This window comes from Vibrio alfacsensis (assembly GCF_019670485.1).
Taxonomy (GTDB): domain Bacteria; phylum Pseudomonadota; class Gammaproteobacteria; order Enterobacterales; family Vibrionaceae; genus Vibrio; species Vibrio alfacsensis.
In genome coordinates this window covers 1,512,798-1,531,595 of the sequence record NZ_AP024165.1, presented here as the reverse complement: position 1 = coordinate 1,531,595, position 18,798 = coordinate 1,512,798, and the positions used below count along the sequence as shown (strand labels likewise).

At 44.0% G+C, this 18,798-nt stretch carries 17 protein-coding genes; 6 read left to right on the top strand and 11 right to left on the bottom strand.

Features of this window, described 5'->3' with window-relative positions; genetic code table 11:
• Positions 1-325: 325 nt before the first annotated feature.
• From potA to VA249_RS07405, 5 genes are all read left to right on the top strand, one after another.
• Entirely contained in the window at positions 326-1,441 is a 1,116-nt protein-coding gene (potA, locus tag VA249_RS07425) for a spermidine/putrescine ABC transporter ATP-binding protein PotA (RefSeq protein WP_225923917.1), read from the top strand.
• Entirely contained in the window at positions 1,422-2,282 is an 861-nt protein-coding gene (potB, locus tag VA249_RS07420; RefSeq protein WP_211919001.1) for a spermidine/putrescine ABC transporter permease PotB, read from the top strand. The genes potA and potB overlap by 20 nt, the downstream gene beginning before the upstream one ends.
• Positions 2,282-3,052, top strand: coding sequence for a spermidine/putrescine ABC transporter permease PotC (potC, locus tag VA249_RS07415; protein ID WP_221069691.1), 771 nt, complete (start codon positions 2,282-2,284; stop codon positions 3,050-3,052). Before potB ends, potC begins: the two co-directional genes overlap by 1 nt.
• 105 nt (positions 3,053-3,157) lie before the next feature.
• Positions 3,158-4,189, top strand: coding sequence for an extracellular solute-binding protein (locus VA249_RS07410; RefSeq protein WP_211919003.1), 1,032 nt, complete (start codon positions 3,158-3,160; stop codon positions 4,187-4,189).
• A 296-nt stretch (positions 4,190-4,485) separates the two neighbouring features.
• On the top strand, positions 4,486-5,523 hold the full coding sequence (locus VA249_RS07405; RefSeq protein WP_128810884.1) for an extracellular solute-binding protein: 1,038 nt from the start codon (positions 4,486-4,488) through the stop codon (positions 5,521-5,523).
• A gap of 173 nt (positions 5,524-5,696) precedes the next feature.
• Here the strand turns inward: VA249_RS07405 and cobB are convergent, their stop codons facing one another.
• From cobB to VA249_RS07355, 10 genes are all read right to left on the bottom strand, one after another.
• A complete protein-coding gene (gene cobB, locus VA249_RS07400) occupies positions 5,697-6,428 on the bottom strand; it encodes a Sir2 family NAD+-dependent deacetylase (RefSeq protein ID WP_221069689.1) in 732 nt (243 codons plus the stop codon).
• A 177-nt stretch (positions 6,429-6,605) separates the two neighbouring features.
• On the bottom strand, positions 6,606-7,022 hold the full coding sequence (locus tag VA249_RS07395) for a hypothetical protein (RefSeq protein ID WP_128810887.1): 417 nt from the start codon (positions 7,020-7,022) through the stop codon (positions 6,606-6,608).
• Positions 7,006-8,058, bottom strand: a complete 1,053-nt coding sequence (locus VA249_RS07390) for a formate dehydrogenase subunit gamma (protein ID WP_221069687.1) — start codon at positions 8,056-8,058, stop codon at positions 7,006-7,008. Before VA249_RS07390 ends, VA249_RS07395 begins: the two co-directional genes overlap by 17 nt.
• Positions 8,059-8,072: 14 nt before the next feature.
• On the bottom strand, positions 8,073-8,681 hold the full coding sequence (fdh3B, locus tag VA249_RS07385) for a formate dehydrogenase FDH3 subunit beta (protein WP_128810889.1): 609 nt from the start codon (positions 8,679-8,681) through the stop codon (positions 8,073-8,075).
• A gap of 11 nt (positions 8,682-8,692) precedes the next feature.
• Positions 8,693-11,548 (bottom strand): formate dehydrogenase subunit alpha, encoded by a 2,856-nt coding sequence (locus VA249_RS07380; protein WP_221069685.1) that lies wholly within the window; start codon positions 11,546-11,548, stop codon positions 8,693-8,695.
• Positions 11,549-11,558: 10 nt separating this feature from the next.
• Complete coding sequence (locus VA249_RS07375; protein WP_221069878.1) at positions 11,559-11,759, bottom strand: twin-arginine translocation signal domain-containing protein; 201 nt, start codon at positions 11,757-11,759, stop codon at positions 11,559-11,561.
• A 73-nt stretch (positions 11,760-11,832) separates the two neighbouring features.
• Complete coding sequence (locus VA249_RS07370; RefSeq protein ID WP_221069684.1) at positions 11,833-12,465, bottom strand: TorD/DmsD family molecular chaperone; 633 nt, start codon at positions 12,463-12,465, stop codon at positions 11,833-11,835.
• A 9-nt stretch (positions 12,466-12,474) separates the two neighbouring features.
• Positions 12,475-14,136, bottom strand: coding sequence for a 4Fe-4S dicluster domain-containing protein (locus tag VA249_RS07365; RefSeq protein WP_128810892.1), 1,662 nt, complete (start codon positions 14,134-14,136; stop codon positions 12,475-12,477).
• Positions 14,137-14,442: 306 nt separating this feature from the next.
• Entirely contained in the window at positions 14,443-15,066 is a 624-nt protein-coding gene (locus tag VA249_RS07360; RefSeq protein ID WP_221069683.1) for a DUF3306 domain-containing protein, read from the bottom strand.
• Positions 15,056-15,520, bottom strand: a complete 465-nt coding sequence (locus VA249_RS07355; RefSeq protein ID WP_128810893.1) for a DUF3305 domain-containing protein — start codon at positions 15,518-15,520, stop codon at positions 15,056-15,058. Before VA249_RS07355 ends, VA249_RS07360 begins: the two co-directional genes overlap by 11 nt.
• A gap of 375 nt (positions 15,521-15,895) precedes the next feature.
• Between VA249_RS07355 and VA249_RS07350 the strand changes: the two genes are divergently transcribed.
• Entirely contained in the window at positions 15,896-16,720 is an 825-nt protein-coding gene (locus VA249_RS07350) for a formate dehydrogenase accessory sulfurtransferase FdhD (protein WP_221069876.1), read from the top strand.
• 251 nt (positions 16,721-16,971) lie between these two features.
• On the opposite strand, the gene VA249_RS07345 is transcribed toward VA249_RS07350, so the two are convergent.
• Positions 16,972-18,564 (bottom strand): ABC-F family ATPase, encoded by a 1,593-nt coding sequence (locus VA249_RS07345; RefSeq protein ID WP_221069681.1) that lies wholly within the window; start codon positions 18,562-18,564, stop codon positions 16,972-16,974.
• Between the last annotated feature and the right edge of the window lie 234 nt (positions 18,565-18,798).

Here is an 18,798-nt window from a genome sequence, read left to right as displayed (position 1 = left end):
TTTCCCTGTCTAAAACGATAATCGGCCCCTTTCACTTGCAATATCTACGAATTGGTCGATAATTACACACTCTCAAACCCATGAATTTGAAAACAATTGCATAACCAAAAACAACTTTAACAGATTGTATTCTCGCACTTTCTAAGGCGATAAACACAGTATGGTAAGGATTGTTTACTTTTGCCTGCAAATTTTTTTCTGTTTCATGATAAGAAAATGCTTTGATTTCACAATTTTGGTGATTATGATGCGCGCCTCAAAAGTGAATGACTAATGTCACATCAATTGGTCCAAACCCAATTTGAACGTGGGAGAAATACAGACGTTGAACGCTAAACAGCAAGCAGGAAAGCCAGTAGTTCGTCTATCTGGTATTAGCAAGAGTTTCGATGGTAAGGAGATCATCGGTAATTTAAATCTGGATGTTAATCATGGTGAGTTTCTGACGATTCTTGGCCCGTCTGGTTGTGGTAAGACTACAGTTTTACGCATGATCGCAGGTTTTGAAACGGCAGATAACGGTCAAATCGTATTAGATGACCAAGATGTAACACAGGTTCCTGCTGAACAAAGGCACGTCAACACGGTATTTCAGAGTTATGCACTCTTCCCTCACATGACCGTATTCGAAAACGTTGCTTTTGGTCTTCGTATGCAGAAAACACCTGCAGCTGAGATTGAGCCGCGTGTTATGGAAGCGCTACGCATGGTTCGCCTAGAAAAAATGGCACAGCGTAAGCCACATCAACTTTCTGGTGGTCAACAACAACGTATCGCTATTGCGCGCGCAGTTGTGAACAAGCCAAAAGTACTACTCCTTGACGAGTCGCTATCTGCACTTGATTACAAACTTCGTAAGCAAATGCAAATCGAGCTTAAACAATTGCAGCGTCAACTTGGTATTACTTTCATTTTCGTAACACACGATCAAGAAGAAGCCCTATCGATGTCTGACCGCATTATCGTTATGCGTGATGGCGTAATCGAACAAGATGGTTCACCGCGTGAAATTTACGAAGAACCTAAAAACCTATTTGTTGCTCGCTTTATCGGTGAGATCAACGTATTTGACACCACAATGCTTGAGCGCATCGATGAGAAGCGTATTCGTGCAGAAATCGAAGGTGTTGAGTCGATTGTTTACTACGATCAAGAAGCACAGCCTGGTGACAAACTACAAGTACTACTTCGCCCTGAAGACTTGCGTATCGAAGAGATCAAAGAGTCTGAAGAGAGAGGCATCGTAGGTCACGTTACCGAGCGTACTTATAAAGGTATGACTCTAGATTCTGTAATCCAGTTGGATTCAGGCATGCGCGTGATGGTAAGCGAGTTCTTTAACGAGGATGATCCAGATGTGGACCACTCTCTCGGCCAAAAAGTCGCTATTACTTGGGTTGAGAGCTGGGAGGTAGTACTAAATGATAAGCAAGAAGCTTAGTCTTCAGAACGCGATCATTACCCTAATCGTAGGTTGGTTAACACTGTTTGTGTTGATTCCGAATCTAATGATTATCGGTACAAGTTTTTTGACGCGTGATGAAGCAAACCTAATTGAATTAACGTTTACTTTTGACAACTACCTACGATTGTTAGATCCACTATATGCAAAAGTGCTAATGCACTCTTTCTATATGGCAATCGTTGCGACGTTATTGTGTTTGGTAATTGGTTACCCATTTGCCTATATTGTCGCAAAAATGCCGCCAAAATGGCGTCCATTTATGTTGTTTTTGGTGATTGTTCCATTTTGGACCAACTCTTTGATCCGAACTTACGGTCTAAAGATTGTTTTAGGTACTCAAGGTATTTTGAACAAATCGTTGATGGCTATGGAAATCATCGATAAACCGCTGCGCCTGATGTACACAGAAACTGCAGTAATGATTGGTCTTGTGTACATCTTGCTTCCATTTATGATCTTGCCGCTTTACTCGGCAATTGAGAAGCTTGATAACACGTACATTGAAGCGGCGAAAGATCTTGGTGCGAACAAGATCCAGACGATTACTAAAGTCATTCTACCGTTGACCATGCCAGGCATTATTGGTGGCTGTTTATTGGTACTACTTCCTGCTCTAGGTATGTTCTACATTTCAGATCTACTTGGTGGCGCGAAGAACCTACTGATTGGTAACGTGATCAAGAGCCAAGTGCTCAACGCTCGTGACTGGCCATTTGGTGCGGCAACAAGTATTGCCCTCACCTTTGCAATGGCTGTGATGCTTTATGCTTACTACAGAGCTGGCAAACTATTGAATAAGAAAGTGGAGCTAGACTAATGGGACGCACAATTAGATTTAGCTTTATGACGCTGGTATACGCATTCCTATATTTGCCTATCATCGTCTTGATTGTTAACTCGTTTAATGCCAACAAATTCGGCATGAAATGGGGCGGATTTACCACCAAATGGTATGAAACTTTAGTCAACAACGACAGCTTGGTCCAAGCGGCTTGGCACTCGTTAAATGTTGCGGTGTTTTCTGCGACAGCTGCTACAATTATTGGTAGCTTGACGGCCGTTGCTCTATTCCGCTACTCCTTTAAAGGAAAAGGCGCAGTTAACGGCATGCTGTTTGTGGTAATGATGTCACCGGATATCGTGATGGCGATTTCATTGTTGGCACTGTTCCTTGTATTAGGGGCGCAGCTTGGCTTCTTTACGCTTTTGATTGCTCACATCACATTCTGTCTTCCGTTTGTCGTGGTAACGGTTTACAGCCGCCTTAACGGGTTTGATGTGAAAATGTTAGAAGCCGCAAAAGACTTAGGTGCAAGTGAATGGGTTATCTTAAAGCAGATTATCCTCCCTCTTGCTAAGCCAGCGGTTGCTGCAGGTTGGTTATTGAGTTTTACCCTGTCTCTAGACGACGTAATTATCAGTTCGTTTGTAACGGGTCCAACATATGAAATTTTACCATTGAAGATTTACTCAATGGTGAAAGTAGGCATTTCTCCTGAGGTAAATGCCCTCGCAACGGTAATGTTGATTGTTTCTTTAACTCTAGTAGTGATTTCTCAGTTGCTAGCAAGAGAAAAAGTAAAGTAGAATCCGCTTCCGGAAATTTCACGAAACAGAATGGTCATCGCCATTCTGTTTTTCTATCTAACGTCCAAAAAGGTTTGGACAACGTTTGGTTTGGAGCTAACGTCAATGAAAAAATGGGCTACTCTATTAGCTGGTAGTGCATGTGCGCTTTCTCTGTTCTCTGGTTCAGCGGCAGCGGACGACAAAGAATTGGTATTTATGAACTGGGGACCTTACATTAACAGTAATATCCTAGAGCAATTTACTAAAGAAACAGGCATTAAGGTTATCTACTCGACTTACGAGTCGAATGAAACTTTGTATGCAAAGCTAAAAACTCATAACCAAGGTTATGACCTAGTTGTACCTTCAACTTACTTCGTAGCGAAGATGCGTGACGAAGGTATGCTACAAAAGATCGATAAGACTAAGCTGAAGAACTTCGGCAACCTAGATACAAACTACCTAGACAAGCCTTACGATCCAAAGAACGACTACTCTATCCCACACGTTGTTGCAATTACTGGTCTAGCAGTAAACGCTGACATGTACGATCCAAACGATTTCCAAAGCTGGGCTGATCTATGGAATCCAGAACTTGAAGGTCAAGTAATGCTGATGGACGATACTCGTGAAGTGTTCCATATTGCACTACGTAAACTGGGTTACTCAGGTAACTCTACGGATCCAAAACAAATTGATGAAGCGTACGCTGAGCTACAAAAGCTAATGCCTAACGTTCTCGTATTTAACTCTGACAACCCAGGCGCTCCTTACATGTCTGGCGAAGTTGGTGTGGGTATGCTTTGGAACGGCAGTGCCGCTGCGGCTCAAAACGAAGGCATGAACCTTAAGCTAGTATTCCCTAAAGAAGGCGGTATCGGCTGGGTTGATAACTTTGCAATCTCTTCTGGTGCGAAGAACGTAGAAGCGGCTCATAAGATGATCGACTTCCTACTACGTCCAGAAATCGCAGAGCAAATCTCTCGTGACACTGGCTACCTAACAGCGGTAAAAGAATCGAACGCTAAGTTCAAAGACGTTGCCCCACTGTTCCCATCGCAAGAAGACCTTGACCGCGTTGAATGGCAAGACTCTGTAGGCGATCTGACAGTGAAGTACGAAGATTACTTCCTAAAGCTTAAAGCAGGTCAATAATCTGTTTAATAAGCCATCTACTAAATGAAAATAGGCAGCAATACGCTGCCTATTTTTGTAATTGACTGATATAATTTTATACCCAAGTAACTTTAGGTCTTATAAACGCCGACAAAAGGTTATTTGGTTATACGTAGCTAGGTTTATTTGACACGGCTTCAAACATTGTCACCTATTTATCCAATAATGATTGAGGTTGGTGATCCGAATAAACAGGATTGTGCTTATCGCAACATAACATCTATCAATACCTATCGGTGTTGGTGTTGCCTGTTGCTGAACAAAACGGAAAACAAATGAAAAGTAAAATCTACGCAAGCGCACTGTGTGCAGCGACGTTGTTCGCTACCCCGGCAATGGCGGCTGATCAAGAACTGTATTTCTACAACTGGTCGGAATACATTCCAAATGAAGTTCTTGAAGACTTTACAAAAGAAACTGGTATCAAAGTTATCTACTCAACGTACGAATCTAATGAGAGTATGTACGCGAAGTTGAAAACTCAGGGTTCTGGTTACGACTTGGTAGTACCGTCTACCTATTTCGTATCTAAAATGCGTAAAGAAGGCATGCTGCAAAAGCTCGACAAAGCGAAACTGTCTCACTTTGACGACCTTGATGCTAATTTCTTGAACAAACCGTTCGACCCAAACAACAACTACTCTATTCCTTATATTTGGGGTGCAACGGGCATTGGTATCAATGCGGACATGCTAAGCAAGTCATCAGTTTCAAAATGGGATGATTTCTGGGATAGCAAGTGGGAAGGTCAACTAATGCTGATGGATGATTCTCGTGAAGTATTCCATATTGCATTAACTAAGCTAGGTTACTCGCCAAACACGACTAACCCAGATGAAATCAAAGCCGCTTACGAAGAACTGAAAAAGCTAATGCCAAACGTATTAGTATTTAACTCAGACTTCCCAGCGAACCCATACCTAGCAGGTGAAGTATCACTTGGTATGCTTTGGAACGGCTCTGCGTACATGGCTCGCCAAGAAGGTGCGAACATCGACATCATCTGGCCAGAAAAAGGCGCTATCTTCTGGATGGACAGCCTTGCGATTCCAGCTGGTGCGAAGAACGTTGATGCTGCGCATAAGATGATTGACTTCCTACTACGTCCAGAGAACGCAGCTAAGATTGCACTAGAGATTGGTTACCCTACTCCAGTGAAAACTGCGCACGACCTGCTACCGAAAGAATTTGCAAATGATCCAAGCATTTTCCCTCCACAAGAAGTGATGGATAGCGGTACATGGCAAGATGAAGTTGGTGAAGCAAGCGTGCTTTATGATGAGTACTTCCAAAAGCTAAAAGTAGACAACTAATCAGTTCGTCAATTTAGTCTAGAAAAGCGGCCTCGGTCGCTTTTCTTGTATCTAGCCTGCCTCTTTTGTCTGAAGCACAATTAGATACGCAGCTTGAAACACAAACAACCTGAATGCAAAAAGGCATCGAATCAATTCGATGCCTTTGTAATATCTAGGATCTATCTATTTGTTTAAGCGCTGGTTTCATTTTCAAGCGCCAAAATTTCCTCAACGAGCCGTGGCACTTCAATGCTTGCTTTTCCATAGCGCTTCTCTTCAAACTCACTTTCAACTGCACTTGGTTCTAGATTGATTTCAATCGTATGTGCCCCATGCATCTTCGCATCGTGAACAAAACCAGCAGCGGGATACACCACGCCAGATGTGCCAATAGATATGAACAAATCTGCCTCTTCGAGTGCAGCGTATATTTCGCCCATTCGGAGAGGCATTTCACCAAACCAGACAATGTGTGGTCGCATTTGCGCTGGAATTTGGCAACAATGACACAATTCACCAGTTTCAATATCGTCGGAGTGTTCGATAACTTGATTTGATTCACTGCAACGCGCTTTGAGGAGTTCACCGTGCATGTGAATGATATTGCTGCTACCGCCTCTCTCATGCAAATTATCGATGTTTTGAGTAATAACGGTAACTTTTCCATCGAGTTCAGCCTCTAGACGTCCTAATGCAATATGTGCAGCATTCGGTTTGATTTCTTCTCCTTGAAGCTTTTTACGACGTTGGTTATAAAAGTGTTGAACGAGGTTTGGATCGCGGTCAAAACCCTCAGGGGTTGCCACGTCTTCTATTCGGTGATTCTCCCAAAGGCCATCTTGCGCTCGAAATGTTTGAATACCGGACTCTGCAGAGATGCCTGCGCCGGTAAGTACGACAATATTTCTGTATGGGAAATTCATAACCTATCCTTGCTGCTCTTTTTAGTAAGCTTAACACTGATACAAAAACAACAATAGTAATAAGGATTAGACCATGGTCGTAAGCCTGCTGATTTACCTCTAATTTCTGCTTTAAAATAGGAATTTTTGAAATAAAAAAGCCTCGCGATTGCGAGGCTTTTAAGCAGAGAAACCGTTTTACAGGTTAGGACCAGTAGATGGTCTGTGTGGCATATTGTTGCGCAGTTGGTTCATACCTTGGTACATACGTAGGAACCATACCAAAATCGCCAGTGTCGCGAAAAGCATTCCTACCCAAGGAATAAAGTAAGCAATCGTATCGAGTAAGGTACTGTGTACCCAATAATCGCTTACACCCACCAATACACCATTTGACGTTGCAACCGTTACAATCAGCACCACAAAGAACGTGAAGTACAGAAAGAAAGTACGAATCAAGCCGTAATAATGCGAATTCACCACATCGCTATCATCGCCTTTATCCAAACGGTAACCAGCATAAATGATTGCAATAACGCCTGAGATCAAAAACGTAAACGGGGTTAGACAGCTCAGGATGTATGCAACCCAAATCCCGTTATGATGTTTGTTCATTCGTTTTCGCTCCTTTTACATCCGTCTGTGCAGCGTCTGCCTCTCCCATCGCTTCTTTGGACTTAACTTCGTTGTACCAAAGATCATGGTGTTCTTTTGCCCAAGTTTCATCAACTTCGCCTGTCACCATGCCCTCTAAAGCACCTTCCATACCGAATAGACCGATATAGATGTGGAAGATAAAGCCACAGATTAAGATCAATGCTGAAATTGCGTGAATGAGGTTAGACAACTCCATATCGCGACGAGTCTGGCCGAAAATTGGGAAATCCAGAACTAGGCCACTCACTGCTGCGATAGCACCGAAGAAAATCAACAACCAATAAATGGCTTTCTCACCACCGTTAGAGAAACCTGCCGATGGGTGCGTTCCTTTGTGTTTACCTACCATACCCCCCATTTTCATGAACCAACGAATGTCAGTCATGTTAGGGATAGATTTGCGCCACCATTTTAGTAGTACAAACATCAGCAAGATAAAGAACAGAGGCCCCATATAGTTGTGGTATTGCTTCGCGAGCATCACCACAAAGCCCCAGAACTCTGTAGGTACATACGGTTTCAAGAAGTGCTTACCATAAACCAACATTAAACCACTGAATGCCAACGTTAGGAAAGTAAACGCCATGCTCCAGTGAAGTGCTCGGTCTAGGCGAGACCAACGTTTGATCTTCTTGCCTGTACGAGGTTTGCTTAACATCAGAGGACCTACGAATACGTAAGCCATGATAACCATAGCGATACTGCCGAAAATAGCGACAGCACCAGCCGGAGACATCCATTTCTCTTTAAGAATGTACCATGTCTCACCCGGAGTACTGATGAGTACACCATGCTCCGCTGATTTTGACGTGGTATAACCCGATTGCCCCTCTTTGACCTGACGCCAGAAGTCTGCACCTGCAAGTTGAGTCATCTCCTGTTGTACCACTGGAGAGGTGTCTTCTTGCGCAGACGCTGGCATTGCAAAGGTCAATAGCAATGCTGTCATTAAAGACAGCATTGCAAGAGACGCACGTTTAAGAGTATTTAACATGAGTCTCTCCTAACTTAGCTTTTCGTTGCGTCGTAAGAAAGATCGTTACCGTCTGTCCAACCTGCGTTTTTCGCACCACGCTCTACGACACGCTGACGGAAGATGTCAGAAACTTTCTCTGCATCACCCGCTAGCAGTGCTTTCGTTGAACATAGTGACGCACACATAGGGAGCTTACCTTCAGCAATACGGTTCGCACCGTACTTCTCACGCTCTTCTAGTGAACCTGGTTCAGTTTCAGGGCCGCCTGCACAGAATGTACATTTGTCCATCTTGCCACGCTCACCAAATGATGCTTGTTTCGGGAACTGAGGTGCACCGAATGGACAAGCAAATAGGCAGTAACCACAGCCGATACACAGGTCTTTGTTGTGAAGAACGATGCCATCTTCAGTGTGCTCGAAACAGTCTGCAGGACATACGGCCATACAAGGCGCATCTGTACAGTGCATACAAGCAACAGAGATCGAGTTTTCACCTGGTTCACCATCATTCAGTGTTACCACGCGGCGACGTTGAATGCCCCATTCAAGCGCATCATCATTCGCGTTTTTACATGCAGTCACACAGCCGTTACATTCGATACAGCGTTTGGTGTCACATAGGAATTTCATTCGTGCCATTGTCAGACTCCTTACGCTTTACGAATGTTACATAGGGTTACTTTTGTTTCCTGCATCAAAGTAACAGGGTCGTAACCATAAGTGGTTGCTGTGTTAGCGGCTTCGCCAATCACATAAGGATCTGTACCTTCTGGGTACTTAGAACGTAGGTCTTCACCTTCGAACTTACCACCAAAGTGGAACGGCAAGAACGCAAGTCCCGGTTTCACTCTACGGGTTACCATCGCTTTCACCTTGATACGGCCTTTTTCTGCACCCTCAACCCAAACGTCATCGCCATCTTTGAAGCCAAGATCGTTTGCATCTTTCGGGTTCACTTCAACGAACATTTCTTGTTGAAGTTCAGCAAGCCATGGGTTTGAACGTGTCTCTTCACCACCACCTTCATACTCAACCAGACGACCAGAAGTCAGAATGATTGGGTATTCGCCAGACTTGTCTTCTTTTTGAATAGACTTATAAAGCGTTGGTACGCGGAAGATGGCTTCTTTGTCGTCCCAAGTTGGGTAATCGGTTACAAGGTCACGACGTGGCGTGTATAGCGGCTCACGGTGTAGCGGTACGCGGTCTGGGAATGTCCAAACGATCGCACGCGCTTTCGCGTTACCAAATGGAATACAACCGTGCTTAATTGCCACGCGTTGAATACCGCCGGACAGGTCAGTTTTCCAGTTTTTACCTTCCGCTGCTGCTTTTTCTTCAGCCGTTAGGTCGTCCCACCAACCAAGCTGTTTAATTAGCTTGTCAGAGAACTCTGGGTAACCGTCTTTAATCTCACAACCTTTTGAGTAGCTGTCTTCAGCAAGTAGGCTTTGACCTTCGAATTCCACACCGAAACGCGTACGGAAGTTACCGCCACCTTCTGCAACTGTCTTGGACGTATCGTAAAGAATGTGTGTGCCTGGGTGCTTCATCTCTGGCGTACCCCAACATGGCCAAGGTAGACCGTACGTCTCACCATTCACAGGACCACCTTCTGCTTCCAGAGATGTCTTGTGGAATGTGTGCCAGTTCTGTTGGTGTGCTTTTAGACGCTCAGGACTTTGACCGGTGTAACCGATCGTCCACATACCTTTGTTGAACTCACGAGTGATGTCTTCGATCACTGGTTGATTGTTTTCAACACGGATATTTTTGAACAATACGTCTTCATAGCCCAGTTTCTTAGTCAGCAGGTACATGATTTCATGGTCAGGCTTAGACTCAAACAATGGTTCGATTACCTGATCACGCCACTGAATAGAACGGTTAGAAGCCGTCACACTGCCGTGTGTTTCGAATTGAGTCGTTGCAGGAAGCAGGTAAACGCCATCGGTACGATCGTTCATTACCGCTGCGACTGTTGGATATGGATCAACAATGACCATCATATCCAGCTTCTGCATCGCCTTTTTCATCTCAGGACCACGGGTCTGAGAGTTTACTGCGTGACCCCAGTAGAACATCGCACGGATATTTTCACGTTGACGAATGTTGTCTTTGTTTTCAAGAACACCATCCACCCAACGAGATACAGGGATACCTGCACTGTTCATTGGCTTTTGACCGCCGTAAGCGTTGTCATCAAAGCGACCTTTGATCCATTCAAAGTCGATATCCCACACTTTCGACCAGTGACGCCATGAACCTTCAGACAGACCGTAGTAGCCTGGTAGTGTGTCAGATAGTACGCCAAGGTCAGTTGCGCCCTGTACGTTATCGTGACCACGGAAGATGTTTGCACCGCCGCCTGATTTACCGATGTTACCTAGCGCAAGCTCAAGTACACAGTAAGCACGAGTGTTGTTGTTACCAGTAGTATGTTGAGTACCACCCATACACCACACGATACAACCCGGACGGTTTTCAGAGAGTAGTTTCGCTGTTTGATAAACTTCAGATTCAGGAACGCCCGTTACGCGTTCAACTTCAGCAGGCGTCCACTTCGCTACTTCAGCACGGATTTCATCCATACCGAATACACGTTGACGAATGAACTCTTTGTCTTCCCACTGGTTAGCAAATACATGCCATAGAACGCCCCAAATGAAAGCAACGTCTGAACCCGGACGCAATGACACATAATGATCCGATTTCGCAGCTGTACGTGTACGACGAGGGTCCGCAACGACAATTTTACAGTTGTTCTTCTCTTTCGCGATCAGAATGTGCTGCATGGCAACTGGGTGTGCTTCTGCAGGGTTAGAACCAATGAACAGCATTGACTTACAGTTATGCATATCATTGAAAGAGTTAGTCATCGCGCCGTAGCCCCAAGTGTTTGCTACACCGGCAACGGTTGTTGAGTGACAGATACGTGCTTGGTGGTCAACGTTGTTGGTACCCCAAAGTGACGCCATCTTACGGTATAAGTACGCTTGTTCGTTACTGTGTTTCGCACTACCCAGCCAGTAAACCGAATCAGGACCCGACTCCTTACGAATGTCCAACACCTTGCTACCGATTTCTTCAATCGCTTGATCCCAAGAAAGCTTTTTCCACTTACCGTTTTCAAGTTTCATTGGGTATTTCAGGCGACGTTCACCGTGGCCGTGCTCACGAAGAGCGGCACCTTTTGCACAGTGTCCACCAGCGTTAAATGGGTGGTCGAAAGCAGGCTCTTGACCTGTCCAAACACCATCTTGAACCTCAGCGTAAATACCACAACCTACAGAGCAGTGTGAACAGATCGTACGTTTCTGTTCAACTTTTGCTTCTGGATCAACGCTTTTTGCTTGTGCTTTTTTCATCATGCCTGGTGCAAATAGGCTTGCACCAACAACAGCACCACCAGCAGCAAGCGAGGTGTTCTTCATGAAAGCACGACGTGAAACGCCAAGCTGATTAGTTTCTTTGCTCACACTGTCGGAGCGTTTGACAAGTTTCATCCGTTATCTCCTAAAGTGTTTCGTAGTAATCGCGAATGTGTTGAGTTTCACGATACCCTTTCTTCTTCACGTCTTTTTCAGAAGATTCAACCGTTTCTGAAGCGCTTGCCACTTTTGTTGTACCAGCGACAACCGCACCAGCAACGGCAGCAGTTGTTAAGCCTTTCAGGAGATCCCTACGGCTTGTGTTTATTTCATTATTATCTTTCATCATTGCTTCCTTACCTTACGGTAGATCTTTGGAGGCATACGCCCCTCTATCGATATGACCAAGTACTGCTCGATTACTCGTAATCAGTGACGTTTTTCACATCAATTTTTAATTTATGTTTACTGCTTTGGGTGTTCACACTAAAACGAACTTGCTCTAGCGTTAAAAATGCATCGCATAGATGAGCGACGGGCTTATAGAATTTCGCGTTATTAGCGTTTTCTAGTTGCTTAGTGAATGAGCCAAACCAAGGTGCAAGATGTTTATTAAACACCGTTTGTTGCAGCGTTTCTTCTTCATTGGTTAGCATCGCCATCACTTCGCAAAGTGCGGCAATGTGATCTTCTGGTTCTTTGACGTTTTCATCACGTTCAAAACCTAGCAACTTCAAATCATGACGAATTTCAGCCAAAGGCTTTTCCATAATGGAACCTGTCATATGCCATGATCCAAAAGGCATCACTTCGCCGCGCCCGATACCAATAAAAAGATCTTGGTATTCATCTTCTAGCGCTTCGCGATTTGATTCTTTCGCCGCTTGTTGCAAGGCGAGCCACGCTTTTTGCATTGCACTTTCTGATGGTTCAACTTCTAATGAGCTCAGAAATTCAATCATTTCAGACGTTGGTGCACCGCGAAAAAGGGCTGACAGAACTAAGTAAATCTCTGTTCTCAGTGTTTGTTCTTGTTCTAGTTGCGTATCCACTGCGAGCTCCTAGTATTTAAGTTGTTTCATTGGATCTGTCGCCATCGATTCAAACATATCGATCACACGACAATCTTCACACATCGCAATACGGTTAATTGCCGCTTCATCTGAGAAATGAGAGTGACCACGTAACTTAGTCTGTAGCATGTCAATCATAGATTGCGGAGCGAAAGGTTTGTGACAACGAACACATTCCGCTGCTTTTTCCTCATGAATGACAACCGCTTTCTGACGTTCTTCTTTTACCCAGTTCATGCGAGGTGTTAGCGTCAGAACATTTTCAGGACACGCTTTTGCACATAAGCCACATTGAATACAGTCTTGTTCAACGAACTTAAGCGATGGTGAATCACCGTCAGTATGCAGAGCGCGTGTTGGACAAACCGCTACACAACTCATGCACAACGTACAATCTTTGCTTTCACAAGAAACATTGCCATAAGGTGCATTCGCTGGCAGTTCAACAATGTTTTCTACTGGAATACGTGAAGACGTCATTGCATCAAGCGCAGTAAACAAACGCTGACGCTTATTACCTTGTAGATCGCCTAACGCAAGATCAAACGGGTCAGTGCAAAGTGTTGGAGGACCTTCGCGTAGTGACTCTAAGTAAAGGATATCAATCGTTTCTTTTGCGATACCTAGTTGATCAAGCAGCTCTTGCGCGATACCTACTTCATTATTAAGTACACGAATGATGGTTTGCGGCATAAAGCGAGAAGCCGCAAAAAGAACTTGAGTTGCACCGTTAACCAGCGCAGCGAACCAAGTATCGATACCGATAGATGGCAGTTCTTCAACCACAATCGGAATCACGTTATCTGGTAGTGCTTTAAGTGCCATTACATTGTATGTTTCATGGCGAGAACTACAGATAAGAACAATAGGATCAAGTCCACCAGCAAGCTCGTAATTCGCTAACGTACGTTCAATAAATTTCTGTGTTTCTTCAGGATTTGGTAGTGCGTAATGAATGGCTTCTGTTGGACAAGCCGTTGCACACGTACCGACACCTTGACAAAGGTAAGGGTTGATCTCAATTCGATGACCCGTTTTGTCACTGCCCTCACTTGATAGCGCCCCTGCAGGACAAGCATCCACACAACGCTCACAGCCTTTTACGCCACGAGAGCTATGCGCACATAGATCGGTATTTAGACGAAAGAACTTAGGCTTGTCGAATGTCCCCATCAACGTTGGGATTTCTTCAAGTGCTTCAGCAAGTTTCGGATAGCCACGACCAACTGGGTAGTAACCAGGAACCGGAACTTCTTCTGACATACAGCTATTGAGGCAAAGATCCAAAACGATATCGAAACAATCACTATTGATTGCAACTTTCGCTAAGTTGTTTGTCAGGCCATGATTCTCAATAAGGACTTCAAATGTACCTAAGAACCCAGATACCTGAACGGAATTTGCATAATACAGTCCAGCGTTTTCCCCTTTCTCACCATCCGTAGAAAGTAAAGTCACGCTATTCATTTGAGACAATTGTGCAGCTGCACTCTCAATGATCGCTGTTGGACCAACAATCAGTGTATTACCACCACTTTCGTAGCTCACCGTTGGTGGGATAAGATTCGTCAACTCTACGGTATTATCAAAAGCATACAGGCGTGCTTTACCGTTATTGGAAGTTGCTTGTTCTAATAATTGTTTCAACATTGCTCGGTTCCATCTATGAACATGGATAGTCTTTTCCATCTTTCATTGTAGTTAGCAGGGACAATTCTGCTGTCCAACTTGTCAGTAACTACCCTTTTGAGTAGTAAATCCATGGGTTTATGGATTGCCCCTTTTGCTGTTTACTTCAACAAAACTGGTAATGCCCATTTATAGCAAATGTCGTGCCAATTAAATTCTGCCTATTTATCAGCTAATTATCGTCTTTTGGTAAAAAATTTAAGTATAAAAAAACCGACCGAGACATTTTGTCCCAGTCGGTTCATTGCGTGTTTAGTCAAAATGTACCTATTCTTTGTGTGGTATATTTTGTCCCATTTCTTCACGGTTAAATTTCGTCTCTGAAATACCATTCTTATCGGATACTGTTTTTATATACAGTTCTTTTTCGTCTTCGAGAGTTACCTCACTTTCCGAGAGTTCTGGCTCTACCGCTTCGATATCATTTTCTTGTTTAGATTCAGTATCTTGTGCATTTTCTTTCACAGGCTCTTCTACTGTTTCATCTTCCGTTTCCTCTTTCACCCAATTACGCAGTGTTTCTGCTACGCCCTCTGATAGTGACTTAAGGTTACTGTAGTCGTCATCATAATCGTCTAAACCATCACGAATATTGAACTCTTCAGACAAAAACATTTTACGCAACGCTGCTTTCTTAACACTTTCTGATGCTTCAGAGACCAATAGTTGCGCAACGGACATTTCTTCTGGCTCCGTTGGCTCAGATGTCGTGCTTTCAGTAGGCGCTACCGTCGTTTCTGCTTGTTGAGCGTCTGTCTCATCCGTTGGTTGTGCTTGTGGCACTCCTACCTCGGTAGAATCGCGAGCCGTTAATACCTCTGCTTCTACCTGCTCTGTTGTTGACTCTTCTAACTTACGTTTCGACCAACGGCTAAAAAAACTAGTTGCCATTCGCTCTACCCGCTCCTTTGCGTTTTTTGCGTCTTACTTCAATCAGTTCACCATGACGGCCTATGAATGCTTCCATCCACGCTTGTACCGCCAAAGGCATGTCATTAGACAATACTAAATTGTCACCATCCATATACTGCGCTGCGACCGTTTGTGAGGCCGTCAGCAGTTGAATGGTTGGTTGTTCACCGGAATCCTCGTTATCCATCACTAAAAAGAGTTTTGGCTGCTGTGAACTTAAATTGAAACGATAATCAGAGCGCTCGTCTTTGTGTAACTGAAGTAGACACACATGCTGAGTCTCTTCCGTTGGGGCGATGTCAAACGCCATGAGTTGCCATTGAGTCGTTACCCAAATACCAGTCGTAATTTCATGTTCAACTAACTCGATGCCAATTGGCCATGATGCTTCTGTTTTTTCGAATTCTGTTCCAAACTCTTTTGTATCCGACATAACTCACCCAATTTTATACGTTGTTTTCGTTTTTAATCCCGCAACTGAAAGCAATAAACAAGCCAAAGTAACAAGTGCCACCAAACAATTCATAATAAACCATTCGCAATAAACCGTTCCAAATAAACAAGCGGCAACAAACAAGTCCGTTTACACTCACAATTACGTGAACCATCAATACAACCCTAGTAAAACTGTCATTTATATCCTGTTTTATTCGTGCGAGAGTCTCGGATTAACCTAAAATTGACAGAACCCGAGCATTTTGTTGCTTAATGGCTATGTTGGAATAAGAATTGCTTTACGAATTTTGAAATAACAAACGACTTATCGATGAGAGTATTACATTACTCTCTTATTCATCAGGACATGACTGTGGTAAAACCAAACATTATCAAAACCAGTGAGAATCCCCTTCAAACCATCGAAGTAGAAGTATACGACGAGTATGGAGAAAAGCTCACCAAGCAAATTGCCTGTGAACGCCCTCTTACGGTTATGCTCAACTGGAAAGAAATCGTCACACTAATGACGCTTGGCTCCCGTCCAGAAGCGCTGGTGTTAGGTTATTTAAAGAATCAGAGCTTTCTTTCAGATCCTGAAGCGATTGAATCGGTGATCATTGATTGGGAAACCCACTCAGCTGCCGTAATCACCAAAGAAAATACAGAACACTTAGAAAGTGCGTTAAAGAAGAAAACCGTAACGTCAGGTTGCGGTCAAGGCACGATGTACGGCAATGTAATGAAGCAACTTGAAGATTATCAAGTTCCTCAAGTTCCACTTAAACAATCAGAGATCTACACCGCATTAGAAGCGCTTACGCATTATAATGATACCTACAAAAAAGCCGGCGCAGTGCATGGCTGTGCGGTGTGTAAAGGTAATGAAGTGCTGTCTTTTGTGGAAGATGTTGGTCGTCACAACGCGGTTGATACGTTAGCTGGCGAAATGTGGCTAAACCAAGAAACAGGTGACGACAAAATTTTCTACACTACCGGTCGCTTGACTTCAGAGATGGTGATTAAGGTTGCTCAAATGGGCATTCCTGTTCTGTTATCTCGTTCTGGCGTGACCCAAATGGGGTTAGATTTGGCGAAGAGATTCGGTATTACTACGATAGCACGTGCTAAAGGGTTACGTTTCCAAGTCTTTACCGGTGCAGAAAAAATTGATTTTGATGTAAAAGGGAATCAATAGCGTCACACCTATTCATCAGGTAAAATGAAAAAGTGTAATAATACAGATTCACAAAGGATGTGAACTATGTACAACGATCAACTGTGGGATTATCTACTCACCCCTAGCGGGCTTATTATTTCAATGTTGATTACTTTCGGCCTTGTTGGAATCGTTGCCTACCTGACGAGACAGTTTAAGGATTGATACTGACATAAAAAAAGACCTCATATTGAGGTCTTTTTTGTTATCAAGTCTTTACTAGAACGTCATTAGCCTACGATACCACGAGACGCAAGGAACTCTGAGTAAGTGCCCTTAAAGTCTGTGATTTTGCCATCGCGGATTTCAATGATACGCGTAGCTAGCGAGTCTACGAATACACGGTCGTGCGATACGAAGAACAGAGTGCCTTTGTATTGCTCTAGTGCCGTGTTTAGAGATTCGATCGATTCCATATCCATGTGGTTGGTTGGTTCGTCCATTAACAGCATGTTTGGTTTGTGCATCATTAGCTTACCAAGCAGCATACGACCTTGCTCACCACCAGACAGTACTTTCACAGACTTCTTGATGTCATCTTGGCCAAACAACATACGACCTAGGAAGCTACGAACCACTTGCTCGTCATCGCCCTCTTGACGCCATTGACCCATCCAGTCTGTTAGGTTTAGGTCTTCTTCAAACTCATGAGCGTGATCTTGCGCGTAGTAACCGATGTTTGCGTTTTCGGACCATTTGAACTCACCAGTACGTGGCTCTAGTACACCAGCAAGCGTGTTTAGTAGGGTTGTTTTACCCACACCGTTCTCACCGATGATAGCAACACGCTCGCCTACTTCGAAAATCGCATTAAAGTTTGCAAACAAGTCGTGTTCAAAACCTTGGCTTAGGTTTTCAACAATCAGAGCGTTACGGAATAGCTCTTTAGACTGCTCAAAACGAATGAATGGGTTTTGACGGCTCGACGCTTTCACTTCATCAAGTTTGATCTTGTCGATTTGCTTAGCACGAGAGGTTGCTTGTTTTGCTTTTGATGCGTTTGCAGAGAAACGCGCAACGAACGTTTGAAGTTCAGCGATTTGTGCTTTCTTCTTCGCGTTGTCGCTTAATAGACGTTCACGAGCTTGAGAAGCCGCCGTCATGTACTCATCGTAGTTACCTGGGTAAACACGTAGCTCACCGTAATCCAAGTCAGCCATGTGCGTACATACTGAGTTTAGGAAGTGACGGTCGTGCGAGATGATGATCATGGTGCAGTTACGCGCGTTTAGCGTGTCTTCCAACCAACGGATCGTATCCATATCCAAGTTGTTGGTTGGTTCGTCTAGTAACATTACGTCTGGATCAGCAAACAGAACCTGAGCTAGAAGCACACGAAGTTTCCAACCTGGAGCGACTTCACTCATTAGGCCGAAGTGTTGCTCCATTGGAATACCCACAGCAAGAAGAAGCTCACCTGCTTTCGCTTCTGCCATGTAACCGTCCATTTCAGCAAACTCTACTTCTAGGTCCGCGACTTTCATGCCGTCTTCTTCGCTCATTTCTGGCAAAGAGTAGATGCGGTCACGCTCTTGCTTCACTTCCCATAGTTCCTTATGACCCATGATTACCGTATCGATAACCGTGAACTCTTCATAAGCGAACTGGTCTTGGTTCAGTTTTGCAACGCGCTCGTTTGGATCGTAGCTTACGTTACCGCTAGTTTGCTCGAGCTCACCGCTCAAGATCTTCATAAAGGTTGATTTACCACAACCGTTAGCCCCGATTAAGCCGTAGCGGTTACCTTCGCCAAACTTAACTGAGATGTTTTCAAATAGCGGCTTAGCGCCAAATTGTTGAGTAATATTCGCTGTGGAAATCAAAACCTTTACCTTAGCAATTCAAGTTTATTGGGAAAAACCGCGCAACGTTACTGCTTAAGGCTACTTACTGCAAGTTTTGTTTTTATTAATTAGTGAGAAAAAACCATCTTCCCGACCGTATTTTTGAGAATTCGCTAACAAAAAGTACGTGCTTTTGTATAAATACCAACCTCTCATCTCAAGTTTGATACAGGCACTTACCTATGACACAGGCCTGACATAATTGTTCGCTTG

Excerpts from the sequence above, each read along its gene's own strand:
- potB (WP_211919001.1), top strand. The coding sequence starts at position 1,422 with ATGATAAGCAAGAAGCTTAGTCTTCAGAACGCGATCATTACCCTAATC.
- potC (WP_221069691.1), top strand. The coding sequence starts at position 2,282 with ATGGGACGCACAATTAGATTTAGCTTTATGACGCTGGTATACGCATTC.
- VA249_RS07410 (WP_211919003.1), top strand. The coding sequence starts at position 3,158 with ATGAAAAAATGGGCTACTCTATTAGCTGGTAGTGCATGTGCGCTTTCT.
- VA249_RS07405 (WP_128810884.1), top strand. The coding sequence starts at position 4,486 with ATGAAAAGTAAAATCTACGCAAGCGCACTGTGTGCAGCGACGTTGTTC.
- cobB (WP_221069689.1), bottom strand. The coding sequence starts at position 6,428 with ATGAATTTCCCATACAGAAATATTGTCGTACTTACCGGCGCAGGCATC.
- VA249_RS07395 (WP_128810887.1), bottom strand. The coding sequence starts at position 7,022 with ATGAACAAACATCATAACGGGATTTGGGTTGCATACATCCTGAGCTGT.
- VA249_RS07390 (WP_221069687.1), bottom strand. The coding sequence starts at position 8,058 with ATGTTAAATACTCTTAAACGTGCGTCTCTTGCAATGCTGTCTTTAATG.
- fdh3B (WP_128810889.1), bottom strand. The coding sequence starts at position 8,681 with ATGGCACGAATGAAATTCCTATGTGACACCAAACGCTGTATCGAATGT.
- VA249_RS07380 (WP_221069685.1), bottom strand. The coding sequence starts at position 11,548 with ATGAAACTTGTCAAACGCTCCGACAGTGTGAGCAAAGAAACTAATCAG.
- VA249_RS07375 (WP_221069878.1), bottom strand. The coding sequence starts at position 11,759 with ATGAAAGATAATAATGAAATAAACACAAGCCGTAGGGATCTCCTGAAA.
- VA249_RS07365 (WP_128810892.1), bottom strand. The coding sequence starts at position 14,136 with ATGTTGAAACAATTATTAGAACAAGCAACTTCCAATAACGGTAAAGCA.
- VA249_RS07360 (WP_221069683.1), bottom strand. The coding sequence starts at position 15,066 with ATGGCAACTAGTTTTTTTAGCCGTTGGTCGAAACGTAAGTTAGAAGAG.
- VA249_RS07355 (WP_128810893.1), bottom strand. The coding sequence starts at position 15,520 with ATGTCGGATACAAAAGAGTTTGGAACAGAATTCGAAAAAACAGAAGCA.